This is a genomic window from Winogradskyella eckloniae, assembly GCF_013249045.1.
GTDB lineage: Bacteria > Bacteroidota > Bacteroidia > Flavobacteriales > Flavobacteriaceae > Winogradskyella > Winogradskyella eckloniae.
The window spans coordinates 54,119-76,228 of sequence record NZ_JABRWP010000002.1 but is presented as its reverse complement, the minus strand read 5'-3'; the positions used below and the strand labels follow the sequence as shown (position 1 = coordinate 76,228).

Genomic DNA, 22,110 nt, shown 5'->3' with positions numbered 1-22,110 from the left:
CTTAATTTAGAAGATTTGTAGCCTCATCCGGAAACACTAAAGATGGCTTAAATACTTTAGCATCTTCAATATCCATAAAAGCATAGGTAATAAGAATTAAAGTATCTCCTATAGCAACTTTTCGTGCTGCAGCGCCATTAAGTGTGATTTCTCCACTTTTTCTAGGGCCAGGAATACAATACGTTTCTAAACGTTCACCATTGTCATTATTTACAATCTGAACCTTTTCACCTTGAATAATGTTTGCCGCATCCATTAAATCTTCATCAATAGTAATACTACCAATATAGTTTAATGCTGCTCCTGTCACCTTTACACGGTGAATTTTTGATTTTACAACTTGTATTTGCATTTTACAAAGATAATTAATTTAATGCTATATTATCGATAAGTCTAATATCGCCTGCATATACTGCAATAAATACTCTATATAACCTTTTTGATGATTTCCTTTTCACAGGTTTCAAAGTGCTAATATCTGCAATAATAACATACTCTAATTCTAAAAGTTCGTTTTTTTTAAATTGAGCTTCTACCCATTTTGTAACTTTTTGAGCGCTATTGGTTTTAAATTTCGCTTTGGCCGACTGTAACGTTTTATAAATAAAAGGGGCTTCTGCCCTATGAGCCTTGGTTAATCTTGTATTTCTAGAACTCATTGCCAAACCATCTTTGGCTCTATGAATTGGACAGCCAACGATATTAACGGGCAAATTGTACAATTCTACTAGTTTTTTAATGATTTGTAATTGCTGAAAATCCTTCTCTCCAAAATAGGCCTTTTTTGGTTCTACTATTTCAAATAATCGCTTTACAATAGTCCCAACACCATCAAAATGACCTGCCCTAAATGCTCCTTCCATTTGCTGTTCTAAACCATCAAACTTAAAGGATTTAGACACAATGTCTTTACCATAGATATCTTCTACTGTAGGCGCATAAACACAGATCTTATCTTTACTTACGGATTTTAATAAATTAATATCCTCCTCTAATGTTCTCGGATATTTTACTAAATCTTCTTGATTATCAAACTGTGTTGGATTTACAAAAATACTAACCACAATAAAGTCGTTTTCATCAAGGGCTGTATTGACCAATGACAAATGACCATTGTGCAATGCTCCCATTGTAGGAACAAACCCAATCGTAACTCCATCGTCCCTTAAATTATCTAGATAATGTGATAATTCGGATTTATTGTGATATTTTTTCACGGTACTAACAAAAAATTAACGCGTGCAAACATAATATAATACTAGCAATCTGCCCAAAATTTTGTAATTTTGCATGTTTTTTACTCTTAATTTTCAAAAGAAGCAGATTTATGAAAGATAAACGAATATTATATGTGTCCTCGGAAGTCGTTCCATATTTACCAGAAACAGAGATTTCTTCAATGTCGTTTGAAGCGCCTAGAATGGTAAACAAACAAGGAGGTCAGATTAGAATATTTATGCCTCGTTTTGGTAATATTAATGAAAGAAGACATCAATTACACGAAGTCATTAGACTTTCTGGTATCAATTTAGTTATTAATGATTTAGATATGCCATTAATAATTAAAGTCGCCTCAATTCCAAAAGAACGTATTCAGGTTTACTTTATAGACAATGAAGATTATTTTAAGCGAAAAGCGACATTGACTGATGAAGACGGAAAACTATTTTCTGACAACGATGAACGCGCCATTTTCTTTGCTAAAGGGGTTATAGAAACCGTTAAAAAATTAAATTGGGCTCCAGATATTATTCACGTAAATGGCTGGTTAGCCTCTTTACTCCCTTTATATTTAAAAGAATTTTACAAAACCGAACCTTTATTTACGGAAAGTAAAATTGTAACCTCTGTATACAATCAATCATTTGAAGGTGCGTTAGATAAAGACATGATCTCTAAAATTAATTTTGACGGATTGAGCACGGAAGCTACTAAACTATTAGATGAACCCAATTATAATAATTTAATGAAAATTGCGATTGATAATTCAGACGCCATTATAAGAGGTTCACAAGATTTACCTGATGAATTAGATTCTTATTTAAGTGATTTATCAAAACCAGTTTTAGACTATTTTTCTATTGAAGAATTTGCAGATCCTTATACTGATTTTTACACCAATACTGTTCTTAACAGTAACTAAATACTATGAAAAAAAACAAATTAGCCTTAAATTTATTTGCATTTGTATTACTTGCATGCAGTTTCATTGCATGTGATAATGACTTTGCTACAATTGAGTCCGACGTTATTAATTCCGACAATGCAACCAACTTCAGTGTTGAAATTGCCTCAAGTGATATTATTACTTACACCAAACCTTTAGGACCAGTACAAACTAATGATTTTGGTTCTGGCTTAAGTACATTAGGTATATACGATGACATTTATGGAAGAACAATAGCAAGCTTTGTTACGCAATTAGCTCCAAGTACAGTAGATCCAGAATTTGGGGATAACGCAACCATAGATTCCGTAGTTGTAACAATGCCTTTTTTTAATACAGCAATTGATTTTGATGACGATGGTAACGTTATTTATGATATTGATTCAATTATACCGAAATCAGACACTTATAAAAACATAAAACTTAGAATCTTTGAAAACAACTACTTTATCAGAGATTTTGACCCAGCTGGTGATTTTAATGAAAGTCAGGCATACTTCTCTAATAAAACAGCATCTAATTCTGAAATGATATCTAATTTAGAAGGCGAAGAACTCATTTTTTTAGATGAGCCTCAAACCTCGTATTATGAAAGCTCTAATAACAATATTACCATAAATAGTGATGTATTTGTATTAGAAGAGGAAGATGATGATGACGATGATGATTTACCTCAAGTTATAGAAAGACAAGCACCAGGCATTAGAATTAGGCTAGACCCAACATTTTGGCAAACCAAAATACTAGACAAAGAAGGCGATGCTGTTTTAAGTAGTCAAAACAACTTTGCAGACTACTTTAGAGGGCTATACTTTAAAGTAGAACCTAATGATGCAGGTGATGGAAGCTTTATTGTTTTAAATACTAATAGTACAACTGCCAATGTTACGGTGTATTATAAAAACACTACCACAACTGTGAATGATGATGGTACCGAAGAAGAAACAACAAATACAGGTACGTATGTCCTTAATTTTTCTCCAAATAAAATAAACTTTTTTGATAACGATTTTTCACAATCTATCACTGAAGGGAATTCCGAAACTGGAGACAGTAAAATCTATTTAAAAGGCGGACAAGGAGCGATAGCTGGTGTTAAATTATTTCAAGGCATGTACGATGAAGAAGCAGGTATATCAAATTTTGAAAAATTCAGATCTGATTTTGTTGTCCTTGAAAATAATGAATTTGTTAGCTCTAAACGTTTAGTGAATGAAGCCAATTTAGTTTTTTATGTTGACCAAGATATTGTGCAGAACAACGAACCTAATCGCCTCTATTTGTATGATATAGATAATAACTCACCGTTGATAGATTATTATTTAGATGGTCTTAATAATACTTTACCTTCGTTCTCAATAGTAAATCACCTTGGTCCATTAGAACGTGTTGATGAAGATGACCCAACAAGTGCAGGTGTAAAATATAAATTTAAAATTACAGATCATATTAATAATTTATTATTAAGAGATTCTACTAACATAGAATTAGGTTTGTCTGTTTCTTTAAATGTTAATCTGGAAGAATCAATTGCACAGAGAAAAGTGCAAACCGCATCTGACATTGATTTTACAGTACCTGCAAGTTCTACAATATCGCCAAGAGGTGTGGTATTACATGGTAATAACACTAATGATGACAGTAAAAAAGTATATTTAGAAATTTATTATACAGAACCAAATAACTAAAAAATTAACCTATGTGTGGAATTGTTGGATATATTGGCCATAGAGAAGCCTATCCTATAATAATTAAAGGACTACAAAGATTAGAATATCGTGGCTATGACAGCGCTGGTATTGCGCTTTACGATGGAAAAGAAATTAAACTTTCTAAAACCAAAGGAAAAGTTGCTGATCTAAAAGAAAAATTAGAAAACGAAATATCAATAGATGGTTCATTAGGAATTGGCCATACAAGATGGGCTACACATGGTGTGCCTAATGATGTAAATTCGCATCCTCATTATTCTAATTCCGGAGATCTTGTAATTATTCATAATGGTATCATTGAAAATTACGATTCCCTAAAAAAAGAATTGATAAAACGTGGTTACACCTTTAAATCAGATACAGATACAGAAGTACTTGTAAATCTCATTGAAGACGTCAAGAAAAATGAAAATTTAAAACTCGGAAAAGCTATACAAATTGCCTTAAACCAAGTGGTTGGTGCATATGCTATCGCGGTTTTCGATAAAAACAAACCAAATGAAATAGTTGTTGCAAAACTTGGTAGTCCATTGGCTATTGGTGTTGGTGATGACGAATTCTTTATAGCCAGTGACGCTTCGCCTTTTATAGAATATACTAAAAATGCGATCTACCTTGAAGATGAGCAAATGGCTATAATCAGAAGAGGTAAGGATATTAAGATTAGAAAAATAAAAAACGACAGCTTAGTTGATCCTTATGTACAAGAGTTACAGTTAAACTTAGAGCAAATAGAAAAAGGTGGCTATGATCACTTTATGCTAAAAGAAATCTATGAACAACCTGAAGCAATCTTAGATACCTTTAGAGGACGATTATTAAGTAATGAAGCCATTATTAAAATGGCCGGCGTTGAGGATAATATGAAAAAATTCTTAGCCGCAGACCGAATAATCGTAGTAGCATGTGGTACATCATGGCATGCAGGCTTAGTTGCTGAGTATATATTTGAAGATTTGGCTAGAATCCCGGTAGAAGTAGAATATGCTTCAGAATTTAGATATAGAAACCCAGTAATTACCGAAAAAGATGTTGTTATTGCCATCTCGCAATCTGGTGAAACCGCAGATACGTTAGCCGCAATTAAATTAGCAAAATCTAAAGGCGCATTCGTATTTGGAGTATGTAATGTCGTTGGTTCGTCTATCGCTAGAGAATCTGATGCAGGTGCTTATACGCACGCTGGACCAGAAATTGGAGTTGCATCAACAAAAGCATTTACTACACAAATTACAGTTTTAACTTTAATGGCTTTACGTTTGGCTAGAGCAAAAGGGACATTATCTAGTTCTGAGTTTAGACATCATCTTATAGAATTAGAAACCATTCCTGGAAAAGTTGAAGAAGCGTTAAAATCTGATGCTTATGTGAAATCTGTAGCCGAAATTTATAAAGATTCAAAAAACTGTCTATATCTAGGACGCGGATTTAATTTCCCTGTCGCCTTAGAAGGTGCTTTAAAATTAAAAGAGATTTCTTACATACATGCAGAAGGGTATCCAGCTGCAGAAATGAAACACGGACCTATTGCCTTAATTGATGAACAAATGCCTGTATTTGTGATTGCAACTAAGAAGGGTCATTACGAAAAAGTGGTAAGTAATATTCAAGAAATAAAATCTAGAAAAGGAAAAATAATAGGTATTGTAACTAAAGGTGATGTAAGTGTAAAAGAACTTGCTGATCACGTTATTGAGGTACCTGAGACATTAGAGTGTCTTACACCGCTCTTAACAACAATTCCGTTACAATTATTATCATACCATATTGCAGTATTATTAGATAAAAATGTTGATCAACCAAGAAATCTAGCAAAATCTGTTACGGTAGAATAGCCCGTATTCCACTATTAAATTATTATTAAAACGCCTTAAAATTGACAATTTCTCAATTTTAAGGCGTTTATTTTTATATATTTTCCTATGCACGCATAATTTTTTACAGATTTCTTACCGAATTATCATATATTTAATTAAATTGGTCATCTAATAAATTAACTAATTTTCTAAAATGAAGACAATCTTAAAGCTTTTCACAATGCTTTTTTGCGTGGTATCTTTTGCACAAACCACAGTAAAAGGACAAATTAAAGACAATACCGGTTTACCCTTACCTGGAGCAAATATTGTCGTCTTAGGTACGAGTTCTGGTACCGTAACCGATTTTGATGGTAACTATTCATTGACAGTTAGTCAAGATCCGCCATTTTCAATCCAAATCAGTTATGCCGGATTTGAATCTCAAACGTTCGAAGTCACATCAAACAACCAAACGATAGATGTCACTTTAAAAGAAGGAAATGAACTCGATGAAGTCGTAATTTCTGCATCACGTACGCCAGAACGTATATTTGAATCACCAGTAACCGTGGAACGTTTTGGTTTAAAAGAAATTAAAAACACAGCCTCTGCTGACTTTTATGGTGGTTTAGAAAACCTTAAAGGTGTTGATGTAAACTCAAGTAGTTTAACGTTTAAATCTGTTAATACTAGAGGTTTCGCAACTACAGCAAACACTCGTTTTATGCAATTGGTAGATGGCATGGACAACTCTACGCCTGCTCTAAATTTCCCAATTGGTAACTTGGTAGGTATGATCGAAACAGATGTACAAAGTGTAGAATTATTACCTGGAGCATCGTCTGCGTTATATGGTGCAAACGCGTTCAACGGTATTCTATTTATGCAAAGTAAAAGCCCTTTTGACCATCAAGGTATTAGTGCGTTTGTAAAACGAGGTATTACTTCTCAAGAAGCCGCAGGAGATAATGCTTACACTGACTTAGGTGTAAGAATGGCCTATAAATTTAGTGATAAATTTGCTGCAAAAGTTAACTTTGGTTACTTACACGGTAAAGATTGGGCTGCCACAAGTGAAGTAGATAGTGATTTACCAGGTGGTACAAGAGCAACAAATAGAAATTACAATGGTATCAATGTTTACGGTGATGAAGTTTCAGCTAATTTAAATGATTTAGCTGGTGGTACAGGAATAGTGCCAGATGTTTTTGTAAGTAGAACAGGATATAATGAACGTGATTTAACAGAGCATAAAGCTGAAAGTGTAAAAGCAGATTGGGGCTTATATTACCGCCCAATTACTGATAGCAATTTTGAAATACAATATGTCGGTAAAGTAGGTACTGGTACAACGATATACCAAGGTACTAACCGTTATAATATAGATGGGTTTTTCCAACAACAACATAAATTAGAATTAAAGAATGATAATTATTTTTTAAGAGGTTATGTTGTAGCAGATAGAGCCGGAGACTCTTACGATATGGTTTTTACAGGAATCAATATTAACAGAGCATGGAAAAGTGATGAGGACTGGTTTGGTGATTATATTAATACCTACGTCGCTGCAACTTTAGGTGGTGGTGCTACTGATGAACAAGCGCATGCTGCAGCAAGAGCTGCCGCAGAAAGCGGTAGATTTGAACCAGGATCAGATGATTTTAACAATGCTTTTAACCGAATTATTCAAGATCCAGACTTAGCGACAGGTTCTAAATTTCAAGATCAATCAAAATACTATCATGCTGATGGTAATTACAATTTTAGTGAACTCATTGATTTTGCCGATATACAAGTTGGTGGATCATTTAGACAATATGATCTAAATTCATTAGGTTCTATTTATACGGATTTCGACGGACCAATAAAATATAGTGAATATGGCGTTTATACTCAAATTCAGAAAAACTTAGAATTAAATGACTTAATGGCGTTAAAAGTTACAGCGTCCGCACGTTATGACAAATCTGAGTTTTTTGACGGTTTTGTATCACCAAGACTTTCTTTAGGCTTAACTTTAAATGAGAACCATAATATTAGAGCATCTGCTCAAACAGGGTTTAGAAATCCAACAACGCAAGATTTATTTATTGGTTTAGACGCTGGTAGAGCCATTTTAGTAGGTTCATCACCAGATAACTTAGATCGTTATTCTAGAGATTTTGTAGCCAATGATGGCAATACTTATACACAAACAGGTGCAGCAGCATATAACAATTCATATACGGCGTCTTCTGTACAACAATTAGGCGCGACAGGTGACCCTACCGTTTTAGAGATTGCCAACCCAGATCTTGTTTCTCCAGAAAAAGTTACTTCTTTTGAAATTGGATATAGAGGAAAAATTAATAAGTTAACTGTAGACTTTAGCACGTATTATAACAAATATGAAGACTTTATTTCGTCTGAAGTTGTTATTGCTCCACTATATGGATCAGTAGCCGATGGCTCAGCAATTGCAGCTATAGCTAATAGTGATTTTAGAACTTATAGCACCTATACCAATTCTGAAGCAGATGTTAATTCTTATGGTGCATCTATCGGGTTATCAGCAAAAATATTTGGTGATTATGATCTAGGCGGAAGTTACACCTTCACAAAACAAGATTTTGACCAAGCAGCAAACCCTAACTTTGAAACGAATTTTAATACACCAGAACATAAGTTTAAAGCACATTTTGGTAATACAGAGTTGTTCAAAAACTTTGGTTTTAACGTGGCGTACAAATTTAGTGATGATTATTTCTGGCAAGCGACATTTGGAGATGGTATAGTACCTGAATTCCACACTGTAGATGCACAAATCAATTACAAAATTCCTAGTTTAAAATCTATAGTTAAAGTAGGAGGTACAAATATTGGAGGAAAAGAATATTTCACAATATTTGGTTCAGGCTATATAGGATCTATGTATTACATCTCTTGGACAATTAATAACTTATAAAAAACGTAAAATGAAAAATATAAAATATTTATTACTATCAGCTGTCCTAATAGGTTTTACAGCATGTAATGATGAAAGTGATTTTGAAGACCAATTAGATAACCCTATTGAAGTTGTTGTGTTACCAGAATTAACAGCTGGTTCTGCCAATTTTTCAAATTATGTATCTATTGGTAACTCCTTAACCGCAGGTTTTACAGATAATGCCTTGTTTATTCAAGGACAAGAAAACTCAATGCCAAATATGTTATCACAAAAATTTGGTTTAGTAGGTGGTGGGAGTTTTACGCAGCCGTTAATGAATGATAATATTGGAGGATTACTTTTTGGTGGAATGCAAAATGCCGATGGTAGTTTTGGACCTAGACTATATTTTGATGGATCAGGACCAGCCGGTTTACCAGCTGTTTCTACAACAGAGGCCTTTGCTCCTTCTGTTGGCAGTCAAAATAATATGGGAGTTCCTGGTGCTGCAAGTTATCATTTGTTATATGATGGTTATGGTAATCCTGGCAACTTATTAACAACGCCTCCGACCGCTAACCCGTATTATGTTCGTATGGCTTCTGCTCCAAATGCAACTGTTTTAGGAGATGCATTAGCACAACAACCAACATTTATTTCTTTATGGATTGGAAATAACGACGTATTAGGTTATGCAACTTCTGGTGGCGACCAAACTGTTGCAGCTATAACTCCAATTGATGGCCCTCCAGGTGTAGGTTTTGACCAAACTATAGGAGCTATTGTTAATTCAATACAGGCGACTGGTGCACAAGGCGTAATGGCAAACATTCCTTATGTAACAACAATACCGCATTTTACTACAGTTCCACATAATCCTGTGCCTCTAGATGCGGCCACAGCAGGCTTTTTAAATAGTGCAAGTGCTTACGGCGCATACAATGGAGGACTTGATGCAACATTAGCATTTCTTATGGCTAATCCTGCTCAACTTGCTTTTTTCTTTCCGCCTACTGATAGTATGTCATCAGAGGAATTAGCAACAGCCGAAATAGCTAAGAGAAAAATTTACTTTACGGAAGGTGCTGGCAATGCTGTTGTTATTATGGATGAAAATTTAACGGATTTAACAGCAATAAACGCTGCTTTGGTTAGCATGCGTCAAGCCACTGAAGATGATTTATTAGTATTACCTGCCTCTAGTTTTATTGGTACAGAGGCTATACCAGGAAATCCAACAACTGTTAATGGTGTTGCAATCCCTTTAGCAGATAAGTGGGTATTAACGCCAGAAGAACAAGCAGAAATAATAACTGCAACTGATAATTTTAACGCAACATTACAATCTGCAGCATCATCTGCAGGATTTGCTTTTGTAGATGCAAATTCGTTAATGCAACAATTACATAATAGCGGGTATGCTGATGGAGATTTTATTTTAACATCGAGTTTAGTAACAGGAGGTGCATTTTCATTAGACGGCGTTCACCCAACAGCTAGAGGTTACGCACTATTAGCTAATGAATTTATGAAAGCCATAGATGCCACATATGGCTCTAACTTTGAAGCTTCAGGTAACTTATTAAACATTGGGAATTACCCAACGAATTACCCGCCAACTTTACAGTAAAATTAGATAAAATACAATAATAAAAACGCTCTCAAATTGGGAGCGTTTTTCGTGCTTAAAAAAGCCAAAATTTTGATATGGTTTTTAAATTAAAACTCCTATCTTTGCAGCGCGAAAAACGCATGTACTCAACTTGGTTGGGAAAGCTGATTTTTCGCATTTAAACTATTGCAAAACAAAAACATATAAGTAATGTCAAAAGTTACAGGTAAAGTTGCACAAATCGTAGGCCCAGTTATCGATGTAGAATTCGCTGCTGGTGCAGAGCTTCCAAAGATTTATGATTCATTAGAAATTAACAACCAAGATGGTTCAAAATTAGTATTAGAAGTACAATCTCACATTGGTGAAGATACTGTACGTACAATTGCTATGGACTCTTCAGATGGTTTAAGCAGAGGAACGGAAGTTCATTCAACTGGTGCTCCAATTCAAATGCCAATCGGTGATGATGTTTACGGACGTCTTTTCAATGTCATTGGTGATGCTATTGATGGATTAGGTAATTTACCTAAAGCGGGTGATGCAGGTTTACCGATTCACAGACAAGCTCCTAAATTCGAAGATTTATCAACATCTACTGAAGTTTTATTTACTGGTATTAAAGTAATCGACTTAATTGAGCCTTACGCAAAAGGTGGTAAGATTGGTTTATTTGGAGGTGCTGGTGTAGGTAAAACAGTATTAATTCAAGAGTTGATTAACAATATTGCAAAAGGTCACGGTGGACTTTCTGTATTTGCAGGTGTTGGTGAAAGAACACGTGAAGGAAACGATTTACTTCGTGAAATGTTAGAGTCTGGTATTATTAAATACGGTGATGACTTTATGCATTCTATGGAAGAAGGCGGATGGGATCTTCAAAAAGTTGATAAGTCAATAATGAAAGATTCTAAAGCAACTTTCGTATTCGGACAAATGAATGAGCCTCCTGGAGCTCGTGCTCGTGTAGCGCTTTCAGGATTAACTATAGCAGAATATTTCCGTGATGGTGCTGGTGAAGGACAAGGAAAAGATGTATTATTTTTCGTAGATAATATCTTCCGTTTTACACAAGCTGGTTCTGAGGTATCTGCACTATTAGGTCGTATGCCTTCTGCGGTAGGTTACCAACCAACATTAGCAACCGAAATGGGTGCAATGCAAGAACGTATTACATCAACAAAAAGAGGATCTATTACATCTGTACAAGCGGTTTACGTACCTGCGGATGATTTAACGGATCCGGCTCCAGCAACAACGTTTGCTCACTTAGATGCAACAACCGTATTATCTCGTAAAATTGCAGAGTTAGGTATTTATCCTGCTGTAGATCCATTAGATTCTACATCAAGAATTCTTACTGCTGAAATTTTAGGTGATGAGCACTATGCTTGTGCACAACGTGTCAAAGAGTTATTACAACGTTATAAAGAATTACAAGATATTATTGCCATCTTAGGTATGGAAGAATTATCTGAAGAAGATAAAATGGCTGTAGGTAGAGCAAGACGTGTACAACGTTTCTTATCACAACCTTTCCACGTAGCTGAGCAGTTTACTGGTATTCCTGGTGTATTAGTAGATATTAAAGAAACGATTAAAGGTTTTAACCAAATTATGGATGGTGAATTAGATCACTTACCAGAAGCGGCATTTAACCTTAAAGGTTCTATTGAAGAAGCTATTGAAGCAGGAGAGAAAATGTTAGCTGAGGCATAATTGGTTAATAGTTTATAGTTGTTGGTTATCAGTTATCCCAACAACCATCTACTAACAACAAACAACTAAAAGATATGTATTTAGAAATTGTATCACCAGAAGCCACATTATTTAGCGGAGAAGTTACTTCAGTAACGGTTCCTGGCGTAAATGGTGAGTTTGAAATGTTAACCAACCACGCTCCTATTGTCTCTATTCTTAAGGAAGGACATGTAAAAGTTGCTGGTTCTGTTACTCTTAAAAAAGAGGTTGAAGAAAAGTTCACTAAATCTGATAAAGGCGTTTGGTTAGCTATCAATTCTGGAACATTAGAAATGAAAGATAATAAGCTCATTATTTTAGCAGATTAATTCAATCATTATATAAATAAAAAAAGCGCGAAATTAATTTTTCGCGCTTTTTTTATGTTTAATTTTTTGGTGTTCAATTCGGTTATTTCTTCAAGTCTTAAGTCTTTGTTCTAACAACAAAGCAGTCTTGTTTCTAATAAATCGATTACATTCGCTTCACAGCCTCCAACTCTACTTTCAACTCCTGAAATAACATCATAATACTGCTTAGTTTCAATTCCTTTTCATCGTATTCTTGAGTATTAATACAGCAGGTAAATTCCCAAATTTCTAATATATTTTCGCGCTTAACTAAATATGGTTGATACGTCTTATTATCAGAACTCAATAACAAATTTGTAGTATCGCCTTCAGGTATATAAACACGCTTATAAACCAAACCATCATCCTTTGTTAAAATAATATAAGTTCGTCCATTTTTAATATCACTGATATCTTCCGTAAACTTTGCAACTATAAAAGCACCATCTTTTACAGGCAACATAGAATCGCCTTTAATAGGAAATGCTCTGTGCGTACCTGTTGGTAAAAAAGGTAATTTTATTTTTTGAAGTTGCTCTATATATTCTGGGTCATCATAACCAGACAAATAACCTGCTGAGGCCTTTGCTGGTATAATCTCAATTAAATCTTCATTGTTTTCACTAACCGTTACCGGGAACAACACACGCTTATTCCCTACTTCTATAAACGAGGTATCTTTTGCCTTGCGTAAATCGTTTTTTACCAAAATATCAATAGGAATATCAAAGAAATTAGACAAGTCTATTAAACGGTCTATTGGCGGCTCAGAACGGCCTTCTTCGTAAGAACCCACAACGGAGCGTGTCCAGTTTAGTTCGTCTGCAAAACGCTCTTGAGACAGCTTTCTAAGCGCGCGTAAATGTTTTATGTTGGCCTGAATTGGTTTCATTTATAATTTATTTTTATTAATCATTTTTTTTAAGTGCCATACTAACAGTACAAGCCCTTACACTCATATTCTCTTCCACCTTCATCAATCACTAATCACTAATCACTAATCACTAATCACTAATCACTAATCACTAATCACTAATTTATATATTACTACAAATATAAGCAACAAAAACTACATATAGTAGCTAATTTTACAATCTGCTAATAGAAATAATTAAGAATAGAGTGTAAACATTTTTATCAACCTATTGATTTCTCTTTATCAGTTAGTTAAAACATAGTCTTTGTTCTTGTCTCTAAAAGCAAAGCGGTCTATTATCAAAAAAACAACGTTTTTTATGTATTTAAATTGTCACACTTATTTTAGTCTTCGTTATGGAACCATAAAACCAGAACAACTGCTCGCTATTGCTTCAGAAAATGGCGTACAAACCCTTGCATTAACTGATATTAACAGCACATCGGCTTGCTTAGATGTGATGCGCTTATCTAAAAAATATAAAATAAAATCGGTCCTTGGTGTCGATTTTAGAAACCGCGCTAAACAACAATTTATTCTTATTGCTAAAAACAATAATGGTTTTCACAGTATCAATAACTACCTCTCAAAGTTTCTTCATAATTCAGACTTACAAATTCCTGAACGACCAGATGAAGACATACAAGATAGCTTCGTGATTTATCCGTATCAATCTGGAAAAGATTTCGAATTAAAACAAAATGAATTTTTAGGCATCACACCTCAAAACCTTAATCGGCTTAAATTTTCAAAATGGAATCAATTCAAACATAAACTCGTGGTTTTAAAAACGGTATCCTTTCAAAATAAAAAAGGATTTAACACGCATCGTTTATTGCGTGCTATTGATAATAACACACTGCTGAGTAAACTTCCAAAGTCTGAAGAAGGCAGCATAAACGACATGATGTTACCTTACAATGAACTCTGCGAAACCTATGCCGAATTCCCAAAACTCATTAGTAATACCGAACAACTTTTACAACGCTGTTCTATTGATTTTAATTTTGAAAACGTGGCACCTAAAAATCAAAAGTGCCTGACTGAAAATAAAACTACAGATTATCAACTGTTAAAACAATTGACTTACGATGGTATTTCCTATCGTTACGGCACTGACGTAGAACAAAAAGTGTACGATCGCATTGAAAAAGAACTTAGCATTATAAAACAACAAAACTTTGTGTCCTATTTTCTCATCAATTGGAAAATTTTAGAATACGCACGAAGTAAAGACTATTACTACGTTGGTCGTGGTAGTGGTGCCAATAGTATTATTGCGTATTTGTTGCGAATTACAGATGTAGACCCAATTGAGCTAGACTTATATTTTGAGCGTTTCATTAATTTATTTCGCCAGAATCCACCCGATTTCGACCTCGATTTTTCCTGGCGCGATAGAGATGATATTACCAATTACATTTTCAAAACCTTTAAACACACAGCACTTATTGCGGTTTACAACACCTTTAAATTTAAGGCGTCTGTACGCGAATTAGGGAAAGTTTTTGGCTTACCAAAGGCCGAAATGGACAAATTAACCCGAAGAAAATATAACCTTAACCAGCTCGATAAACTATCACAACTGGTCATAAAATATGCAACCTACATTCAAGGGTTTCCTAATTATTTAGGTATTCATGCTGGTGGTATTCTCATTTCAGAACAACCTATTCATTACTATTGTGCCACATTTATGCCACCAAAAGGTTTTGCCACCACACAATTTGATATGGTGGTAGCCGAAGATATTGGTTTGTACAAATTCGATATTTTAAGTCAACGTGGCTTAGGAAAAATAAAGGAAGCTGTAGAAATTATTGATGCCAATTACACGGAACAGCCACCTATTGACATCCATGATATTAAACGCTTTAAAGCAGACGAGCGCATAAAAGATTTGTTGCGCAACGCCAAAGCTATAGGCTGTTTCTATGTAGAATCGCCAGCCATGCGTATGCTCTTAAAAAAATTGCAAGTTGATGATTATCTCGGTTTGGTGGCTGCAAGTTCTGTGATTAGACCTGGTGTGGCCAAAAGCGGCATGATGCGGCAATATATTTTGCGCTATCGTTATCCCGAAAAACGTAAAGACGCACATCCTGTATTGGCTCAAATTATGCCAGAAACGTATGGCGTAATGGTGTACCAAGAGGACGTTATTAAAGTGGCTCATTATTTTGGAGGCTTAGATTTAGGCGAATCTGATATGTTACGTCGTGGTATGTCTGGGAAATTCCGCTCACGAAATGAGTTTTTAAAAGTGAAGCAAAAATTCTTCAATAATTGTATAAACGCTGGTAAACCTGAAGCCTTAGTGGCAGACGTTTGGCGACAAATAGAAAGTTTTGCAGGTTATGCCTTTGCAAAAGGGCATTCCGCATCTTATGCTGTAGAAAGCTACCAAAGTCTGTTTTTAAAAGCCTATTATCCGTTGGAATACATGACAGCCACCATTAACAATTTTGGCGGATTTTACAGCACAGAACTCTACGTCCACGAAGCAAGAATGCACAATGCAACCATTGAAGCACCATGTATTAATCGTTCGTTTAACCAAGCCATTATAAAAGGAACAACCATTTATTTAGGCTTTATGTTTTTGCAATCTCTAGAATCTAAAACCATCCATCGCATACTCAATGAACGTAAAAAAAACGGGACGTTTCAGTCCTTAGATGATTATATTGAGCGTGTACCCATTTCTATTGAGCAGATATCTATTTTAATAAAAATCAACGCCTTTAGATTTACAAATATCAATAAACGTGAGTTGCTTTGGGAAGCCCATTTAAAGATTAGTAAAACCGTAATTCAAGACGAAGTAATTACGTTATTTAAAACCCAACGCATTAACTATAACACACCAGAATTACCAAGTACCGACCTTGAAAACGCTTTCGATTCTATTGAATTACTCGGTTTTTCACTTTGTAATCCTTTCTTTTTACTAGAAACACCTTCGATTAGTAACTTAAGAGCCAAACACCTTATAAAGCTTGAAAATAAGTTGATTATTATTGAAGGCTATTTAATAACCACAAAAAACACTAAAACAGCCAATGGAAAAATAATGCATTTTGGAACCTTTTTGGATCGCGATGGCGATTTTTTAGACACGGTTCACTTTCCGCCTGTGGCAGCCAAATATCCTTTTAGAGGTAAAGGGATTTACAGCATTATAGGTAAAGTAATGGTTGAGTTTGATTGTGTAACGATTGAAGTTTCAAAAATGGAACGCTTAGCAATTATTGAAGACCCTCGTTATGCAGTAAAATCTTTGAATCCTACGTTTCAGAATAAACGAAGTTTTACCGATTTAAAAAGAGCCATCAGTTAAAAATTTTAAAAATATTATTTCGAAATCCTGCAAGGTTTCTAAAACCTTGTAGGTATAATTGAAAACAGTTAAAAAAACAACATGACGTCACTTCGAGTGATTTGCGAAGCATGAGAAAATTGTATCGAGAAGGTTTATATATCCTGCAAGGTTTCAAAAACCTTGTAGGTATAACTAAAAACAGTTTAAAAAACAACATGACGTCACTTCGAGTGAATTTGTGAGGCACGAGCAAATTTGTATCGAGAAGCTTTCATCAATCGTAAGGTTCTCGATACAACCATTTTTTCCGCTTTAGCTACAAAAATTGCCACTCGAACTGACGGAAACTATGAAGTGTTCGTTGGATTTTACACCCCTAAAGTCCCCTCAAGGGGACAATTAATAAAAAAATCTTTTAGATTTTTTTATTCGCAACAGTGAGACTGTCCCCTTGAGGGGACTTTAGGGGTGTTTTTTTTACAAACACCAAATCCTGTAAGGTCTTTTTTGACCTTGTAGGTATAAAATCATCTCTTAATACCTACAAGGTTTTTAAAACCTTGCAGGAAAAGAAAACCCAAATTAAAAAAATGAACAACAACCGAAGCATCGTACATATGGATTTAGACACGTTTTTTGTGTCGTGCGAAAGACATATTGATAGTAGTCTTAACGGCAAACCTATACTTATTGGTGGCACAAGCGACAGAGGTGTGGTGGCCTCTTGTAGCTATGAAGCCCGAAAATTCGGCATTCATTCTGCCATGCCCATGCGTATGGCAAAACAGTTATGTCCAGAAGCTATTGTACTTAGAGGAAACTCTGGTATTTACACCAAATTTTCTAATATGGTTACCGATGTCATTAAAGAAAGTGTGCCGCTTTACGAAAAAACATCCATTGATGAATTTTACATAGACCTTACCGGAATGGATAAGTTTTTTGGTTGTCATAAATTGGCTTCAGAATTACGTCAAAAAATTATTAAAGAAACCGGTTTACCGATTTCCTTTGGCTTATCGCTTAACAAAACCGTTTCAAAAATTGCTACAGGCGAAGCCAAACCTAATAATGAGATACGTATTCTCTCTGGTACCGAAAAACCCTTTTTAGCACCACTTTCGGTTAAAAAAATTCCGATGGTTGGTAATGTCACTTATAAAGCCTTGTGCGATTTGGGTGTGAAACGCATTCAGACTATACAAGATATGCCCATGGAACTCATGCATAAAGTATTGGGCAAAAACGGACTTGTCATCTGGAAAAAGGCCAATGGTATAGATAATTCGCCAGTGGTACAATATCACGAGCGCAAATCTATTTCTACAGAACGCACATTTAATCAAGATACTACAGATGTGGCGAAGCTGAAAGGGATGGTTATTGCTATGGCTGAAAATTTAGCCTATCAATTACGACGAGGTAATAAGTTAACAGCTTGTGTGATGTTTAAGATTCGGTATTCCGATTTTCAAACGTACACGCAACAACAACGGATTCCTTATAGTGCCATGGACCATACTATAATTCCTGTGGTATTAGATTTATTCAAAAAACTATACCATCGTCGGCTTTTAGTACGACTGATTGGTGTAAAATTTAGTCATTTGGTAGAGGGTGGACACCAAATAAATTTATTTGAAGACAACGAAATGCGCCTTAACCTCAGCAATGCTATGGACAAAATGCGAGAACGTTATGGCGACAGAGCTGTAATGAGTGCTGCTGGTATGGACGCCAAAACCATTAGTCGTTTTAACCCTTTTAATGGCGAGCCACCACCTTTATTGGCAAATCGACGACGTTGATTATAACGTAAGAACTATCAGGTTTTTGGATAAGTGTTCAATAGTTTTAATTATAATATTTTTTACACCCCTAAAGTCCCCTCAAGGGGACAGAAAGCCAATCTATCTTAACACTCATAACAAATAGTGACACCTTTTGTCCTTTCTGCGAAAGCAGAAATCCACAACAGCACCATATCCTATAATTCTTGGTAATTCTATATCAAACCAACATAAATAACACCCTGTGGATTCCTGCTTTCGCAGGAATGACAAACCAAACCGTATAAGCGTCAGTTCGCGTAATTTTCGAAGGATGAGAAAATCGTATCGAGAACCCTACTTTAAGTCGAGTTTTAACCTAAATCTTCAACGTACTCTAAAATATCACTAGGCTGACAATCTAATGCTTTACAAATTGCTTCCAAAGTTGAAAACCGAATCGCCTTTGCTCTACCAGATTTTAATATGGATAGATTTGCTGTAGTAATACCAATAATTTCAGCGAGCTCTTTACTTTTCATGCCTCGTTTAACGAGCATTATATCTAGGTTGACTATTATTGGCATGATTATATGGTTAAATCATTTTCTTCCTTTATAACCTTAGTATCTCTAAGCACTGTACTCATTAGCATTAAAAATAATCCCATTGCAATTACTGATAAATAAACCAACGTTTTTTCACTTAACCCAAGTACAACTTGCCGTTTATAAAACATATAACCAATCTCATCAACAAACCACAATGCTACTGAAGAAAACACCATAAATTTTCCCGAAGAGAACATTTTCATTATAAGTTTTGTGTTATGAAAATCATTATTCAATAACAACTTTGTTGCCTTTCTTAATTTCCAAAGTGCAGCAACAAAAACAGCATAAATTACGAGCTTAAAAAAAGTAAAACCATAAAGCATTGCTTCAGTTTTATAAGTTAATACATCTTCATCTATAAAAATAAAATTTTGTTCAACATCAAAGAGTCGCATTGATAAAACAAAAATCCCTATTCCAATACTAGCCAGAATGAGAAAAATAATAACATTTAGTATAACATAAAGTGTTCTTGCAGAATTCATAATTATCGTTTTACGATAACAAATATACAAAAATTATCGATAAACAATAATTTAATTATTAAAATTTCAATAACTAGACCTGCAAAGTCAGATACTAAAACAAGTTCAGTACTAAGTAAACCTACTAGGTCTTTTCATATATTTGAATCTATGAAACCTAACATCATCATTTCAGAAAGTCCGCGACCAATTTGGCAAATTCCTATTGCAGCGTTATTCTTTTCTATGGCCACAATAATCATACTATTTGCATTATACAACATAGAATTTAATGAGAAGGGATTAGTAACATTGATACATAGAATTGAGCCAAATATTTATTTAGTATCTATAGGTATTGCGTTTACCTTAACAAAAAGCATTCATATAGATATTAAAAACTCAAAATTTAGACCAACTTATAACATAGGTCCTATAAAATTTGGTTCTTGGCAAACCATTAAAAACTATCAATATGTTTCGGTCTTTCATCAACCAACAATTGGTGGGAATTATATTTTTGAAGTCAACCTTTGGTACGATAACAATAAACATTTTGAGTTGTATGAAGAAGACAATTATAAAGAAGCTTTTCTCATCGGCTTTGACCTTTCAGAACAATTAAACATTGATTTGTTAGATGCCACAGAACCCAACAATTTTAAATGGGTTGATAAAGACGACTGGAAAACTAAAATGGCTAAAGGAACAATCGAGTAATTCATTTTTAGACCTGCTAGGTATTTCACTATCTTTACTAAATGCAAGACACCTTTGTAACCGTAGCAAAATTCCCCTATTCTACAGAAGCCCAAATTGCCAAAGGTCGCTTAGAAGCCGATGGTATAGACGTTTTTCTTAGCGATAATTTAACCATAGACACAGACCCTTTGGTAAGCCAAGCTATTGGTGGTGTAAAACTAAAAGTACTCGCTAAAGATGAAGAAAAAGCGAGAGCTATTTTACAATCCATTAAAGCCTATTCTGTAGATAATGATGGCAATCCTATTGTTTGCCCAAACTGTAAAGGCGAACATATTGAAATGTACACCACCATCACTAATTTAAAATCTTTACTATCTTTTTTTATTGGTTTTATTACTGGCACTTTACCTTTTAGCACACGTTACCAGTATAAATGTGAAGATTGCAATACCGAATTCCCAATTAAAGCGCAATAACTTTAGTATACGCACTTTTCAGTTTCTTAATCACAATTTCGAGTTCGTCTTCGTTTAAATGACCAAAACCAAAACGAATAGCACAGGTATTTTTATCTTGATATAAAATAGTTTTTGGTAAGAATAAATCTAATTTTTCAGCTTCTTCAGCTAGTTTTACTAAAGAAATATTTTCTACAAATTGTAACCATAGCGCTAATCCACCTGAAGGTTTTTCCCAAGTGATCATATCTTCAAAATGTATATTCAAAAAACGACACAAACAATTGAGACGCTGTTTGTAAGTGACAATATTCTTTTTCTTTAATCGGTATATTTCGCCTTCAGAAATGAGTTCAGCCAGCATTTGTTCTTGTATTAAATCGCCTTGCTTGTCTAATAATTGCAAATAGTTTTTAGCTTCAGAAATTAGATTTTCTGGTGCCACCACAAAACCTGTGTGAAAACTTGGAAATAACGACTGCCCTAATTTACCCAAATAAATAACCATTCCACTAACATCTGCACTTGCCATGGGTAACATGGCTGAACCTGTAAACTGAAAATCGTAATCGTAATCGTCTTCAATAATGGCAAAGCCATAGGTTTTTGCCAGTTGTAATAGTTCTAACCGACGGTTGGCACTCAAAGTTACTGTTGTTGGGTAATCTCTATTAGCGCAGATGTACAAACACCGAATACTTCCGGCTAAAAAATGGGTTTTTATATACTCAACATTTAGACCTTCTTCATCTACAGGAATCGTTCTAATAGTGGCACCTGCTTGCTGAAAAATCATGTTTGCCGCATAATTACTCAACTGCCCAACCAAGACTAAATCATCTTGTTTTATGATGAGTTGAGATACAATATATAAGCTCATTTCTGTGCTTCGAGTATTCAATAAATTGTTGGGTTTTATATGAAATCCACGTGTTGCGTTCAGATAATTACAGAGTTGCTTACTAAACACCGAAGGGATTAGCGCACTCGCTCTATTCCATTTATTAATGAGTGGTTTGCGTTTCATGGCTGCACTATACCATCTTGAAAATTGATGTACAGGATGTAAACGTAAATCGGGTTTACCATCGCTAATCGTATATTTTGCAGCACTTTCTTCTACTATTGGTGCCAAATGAAAGGATTGCTGAAACGGAAAACCAGCCACTTTTGGATATGCATAAGCTTGATGAATATGCTGCGTTGCGGCTTTAATTTTAGTGTCTGAGGCATCAGGTATTAAAACAAACGTGCCTTTATTGGCTACAATTTCTACCCAACCTTGTGATGCCAATTCTTCATAAATGGCAACAGCAGTATTTCTGTGAACCTTTAACAATTGACTTAAAACACGCGTTCCTGGTAATTTGCTGCCTTTTTCTAAATAGCCACGTTGAATCGCATTTATGACTTGTTGCGCGACTTGAATATATACAGGTTGCACCAACGTTTTATCAAACCTAACAAGTTGCTTTAAAATATCATTAACCGGACTATTCATTGTTTTAAAACTGGACTAGTTTAATCGTCCGGAAAGTTACGACTTTTGCAACATAAAATTAAATCATGCAATA

At 34.7% G+C, this 22,110-nt stretch carries 17 protein-coding genes; 11 read left to right on the top strand and 6 right to left on the bottom strand.

Going from position 1 to position 22,110, the window contains the following annotated elements; translation table 11 throughout:
• Position 1: 1 nt before the first annotated feature.
• Together panD and panC are read right to left on the bottom strand one after the other, a co-directional pair.
• Positions 2 to 352 carry an aspartate 1-decarboxylase gene (panD, locus tag HNV08_RS03290; protein ID WP_157363412.1) on the bottom strand — a complete coding sequence of 117 codons (351 nt, stop codon included), beginning with the start codon at positions 350 to 352 and terminating at the stop codon, positions 2 to 4.
• Between the two features lie 13 nt (positions 353 to 365).
• Complete coding sequence (gene panC, locus HNV08_RS03285; protein ID WP_173279711.1) at positions 366 to 1,217, bottom strand: pantoate--beta-alanine ligase; 852 nt, start codon at positions 1,215 to 1,217, stop codon at positions 366 to 368.
• 110 nt (positions 1,218 to 1,327) lie between these two features.
• Here panC and HNV08_RS03280 point away from each other — a divergent pair, with 110 nt between their 5' ends.
• The 7 genes from HNV08_RS03280 (at position 1,328) to HNV08_RS03250 (ending at position 12,267) form a co-directional block, all read left to right on the top strand.
• Positions 1,328 to 2,143 carry a glycogen/starch synthase gene (locus tag HNV08_RS03280; protein ID WP_173279710.1) on the top strand — a complete coding sequence of 272 codons (816 nt, stop codon included), beginning with the start codon at positions 1,328 to 1,330 and terminating at the stop codon, positions 2,141 to 2,143.
• Between the two features lie 5 nt (positions 2,144 to 2,148).
• Positions 2,149 to 3,855, top strand: a complete 1,707-nt coding sequence (locus tag HNV08_RS03275) for a DUF4270 domain-containing protein (RefSeq protein WP_173279709.1) — start codon at positions 2,149 to 2,151, stop codon at positions 3,853 to 3,855.
• A gap of 11 nt (positions 3,856 to 3,866) precedes the next feature.
• Positions 3,867 to 5,714 carry a glutamine--fructose-6-phosphate transaminase (isomerizing) gene (gene glmS, locus HNV08_RS03270; RefSeq protein WP_173279708.1) on the top strand — a complete coding sequence of 616 codons (1,848 nt, stop codon included), beginning with the start codon at positions 3,867 to 3,869 and terminating at the stop codon, positions 5,712 to 5,714.
• 175 nt (positions 5,715 to 5,889) lie between these two features.
• A complete protein-coding gene (locus HNV08_RS03265) occupies positions 5,890 to 8,622 on the top strand; it encodes a TonB-dependent receptor (RefSeq protein ID WP_173279707.1) in 2,733 nt (910 codons plus the stop codon).
• A 10-nt stretch (positions 8,623 to 8,632) separates the two neighbouring features.
• Positions 8,633 to 10,216, top strand: a complete 1,584-nt coding sequence (locus HNV08_RS03260) for an SGNH/GDSL hydrolase family protein (protein ID WP_173279706.1) — start codon at positions 8,633 to 8,635, stop codon at positions 10,214 to 10,216.
• A gap of 192 nt (positions 10,217 to 10,408) precedes the next feature.
• A complete protein-coding gene (gene atpD / locus HNV08_RS03255) occupies positions 10,409 to 11,917 on the top strand; it encodes a F0F1 ATP synthase subunit beta (protein WP_173279705.1) in 1,509 nt (502 codons plus the stop codon).
• 74 nt (positions 11,918 to 11,991) lie between these two features.
• Positions 11,992 to 12,267 carry a F0F1 ATP synthase subunit epsilon gene (locus HNV08_RS03250; protein ID WP_173279704.1) on the top strand — a complete coding sequence of 92 codons (276 nt, stop codon included), beginning with the start codon at positions 11,992 to 11,994 and terminating at the stop codon, positions 12,265 to 12,267.
• Positions 12,268 to 12,412: 145 nt separating this feature from the next.
• Here HNV08_RS03250 and HNV08_RS03245 read toward each other — a convergent pair whose 3' ends face one another.
• Positions 12,413 to 13,180, bottom strand: a complete 768-nt coding sequence (locus HNV08_RS03245; RefSeq protein WP_173279703.1) for an XRE family transcriptional regulator — start codon at positions 13,178 to 13,180, stop codon at positions 12,413 to 12,415.
• A 343-nt stretch (positions 13,181 to 13,523) separates the two neighbouring features.
• Here HNV08_RS03245 and HNV08_RS03240 point away from each other — a divergent pair, with 343 nt between their 5' ends.
• Both HNV08_RS03240 and dinB read left to right on the top strand, forming a co-directional pair.
• Entirely contained in the window at positions 13,524 to 16,544 is a 3,021-nt protein-coding gene (locus HNV08_RS03240) for a DNA polymerase III subunit alpha (RefSeq protein WP_173279702.1), read from the top strand.
• Between the two features lie 572 nt (positions 16,545 to 17,116).
• The gene (gene dinB, locus HNV08_RS03235) at positions 17,117 to 18,334 is read left to right on the top strand and encodes a DNA polymerase IV (RefSeq protein WP_173279700.1); all 1,218 of its coding nucleotides are present in this window, start codon (positions 17,117 to 17,119) and stop codon (positions 18,332 to 18,334) included.
• Positions 18,335 to 18,669: 335 nt separating this feature from the next.
• Here the strand turns inward: dinB and HNV08_RS03230 are convergent, their stop codons facing one another.
• Together HNV08_RS03230 and HNV08_RS03225 are read right to left on the bottom strand one after the other, a co-directional pair.
• Positions 18,670 to 18,882, bottom strand: a complete 213-nt coding sequence (locus tag HNV08_RS03230; RefSeq protein ID WP_173279698.1) for a helix-turn-helix domain-containing protein — start codon at positions 18,880 to 18,882, stop codon at positions 18,670 to 18,672.
• 2 nt (positions 18,883 to 18,884) lie between these two features.
• Complete coding sequence (locus HNV08_RS03225) at positions 18,885 to 19,394, bottom strand: hypothetical protein (RefSeq protein WP_173279697.1); 510 nt, start codon at positions 19,392 to 19,394, stop codon at positions 18,885 to 18,887.
• 150 nt (positions 19,395 to 19,544) lie between these two features.
• On the opposite strand from HNV08_RS03225, the gene HNV08_RS03220 reads away from it, so the two are divergent.
• Positions 19,545 to 20,093, top strand: coding sequence for a hypothetical protein (locus HNV08_RS03220; protein WP_173279695.1), 549 nt, complete (start codon positions 19,545 to 19,547; stop codon positions 20,091 to 20,093).
• 41 nt (positions 20,094 to 20,134) lie between these two features.
• Entirely contained in the window at positions 20,135 to 20,554 is a 420-nt protein-coding gene (locus tag HNV08_RS03215) for a putative signal transducing protein (RefSeq protein WP_173279694.1), read from the top strand.
• On the opposite strand, the gene HNV08_RS03210 is transcribed toward HNV08_RS03215, so the two are convergent.
• Positions 20,541 to 22,037, bottom strand: a complete 1,497-nt coding sequence (locus tag HNV08_RS03210; RefSeq protein ID WP_173279693.1) for an aminotransferase-like domain-containing protein — start codon at positions 22,035 to 22,037, stop codon at positions 20,541 to 20,543. The two genes, HNV08_RS03215 and HNV08_RS03210, sit on opposite strands and share 14 nt — an antisense overlap.
• Positions 22,038 to 22,110 lie beyond the last annotated feature (73 nt).

Coding starts and splice junctions, on each gene's coding strand:
- panD (WP_157363412.1), bottom strand. CDS start 352: ATGCAAATACAAGTTGTAAAATCAAAAATTCACCGTGTAAAGGTGACA.
- HNV08_RS03280 (WP_173279710.1), top strand. CDS start 1,328: ATGAAAGATAAACGAATATTATATGTGTCCTCGGAAGTCGTTCCATAT.
- HNV08_RS03275 (WP_173279709.1), top strand. CDS start 2,149: ATGAAAAAAAACAAATTAGCCTTAAATTTATTTGCATTTGTATTACTT.
- glmS (WP_173279708.1), top strand. CDS start 3,867: ATGTGTGGAATTGTTGGATATATTGGCCATAGAGAAGCCTATCCTATA.
- HNV08_RS03265 (WP_173279707.1), top strand. CDS start 5,890: ATGAAGACAATCTTAAAGCTTTTCACAATGCTTTTTTGCGTGGTATCT.
- HNV08_RS03260 (WP_173279706.1), top strand. CDS start 8,633: ATGAAAAATATAAAATATTTATTACTATCAGCTGTCCTAATAGGTTTT.
- atpD (WP_173279705.1), top strand. CDS start 10,409: ATGTCAAAAGTTACAGGTAAAGTTGCACAAATCGTAGGCCCAGTTATC.
- HNV08_RS03250 (WP_173279704.1), top strand. CDS start 11,992: ATGTATTTAGAAATTGTATCACCAGAAGCCACATTATTTAGCGGAGAA.
- HNV08_RS03245 (WP_173279703.1), bottom strand. CDS start 13,180: ATGAAACCAATTCAGGCCAACATAAAACATTTACGCGCGCTTAGAAAG.
- HNV08_RS03240 (WP_173279702.1), top strand. CDS start 13,524: ATGTATTTAAATTGTCACACTTATTTTAGTCTTCGTTATGGAACCATA.
- dinB (WP_173279700.1), top strand. CDS start 17,117: ATGAACAACAACCGAAGCATCGTACATATGGATTTAGACACGTTTTTT.
- HNV08_RS03230 (WP_173279698.1), bottom strand. CDS start 18,882: ATGCCAATAATAGTCAACCTAGATATAATGCTCGTTAAACGAGGCATG.
- HNV08_RS03225 (WP_173279697.1), bottom strand. CDS start 19,394: ATGAATTCTGCAAGAACACTTTATGTTATACTAAATGTTATTATTTTT.
- HNV08_RS03220 (WP_173279695.1), top strand. CDS start 19,545: ATGAAACCTAACATCATCATTTCAGAAAGTCCGCGACCAATTTGGCAA.
- HNV08_RS03215 (WP_173279694.1), top strand. CDS start 20,135: ATGCAAGACACCTTTGTAACCGTAGCAAAATTCCCCTATTCTACAGAA.
- HNV08_RS03210 (WP_173279693.1), bottom strand. CDS start 22,037: ATGAATAGTCCGGTTAATGATATTTTAAAGCAACTTGTTAGGTTTGAT.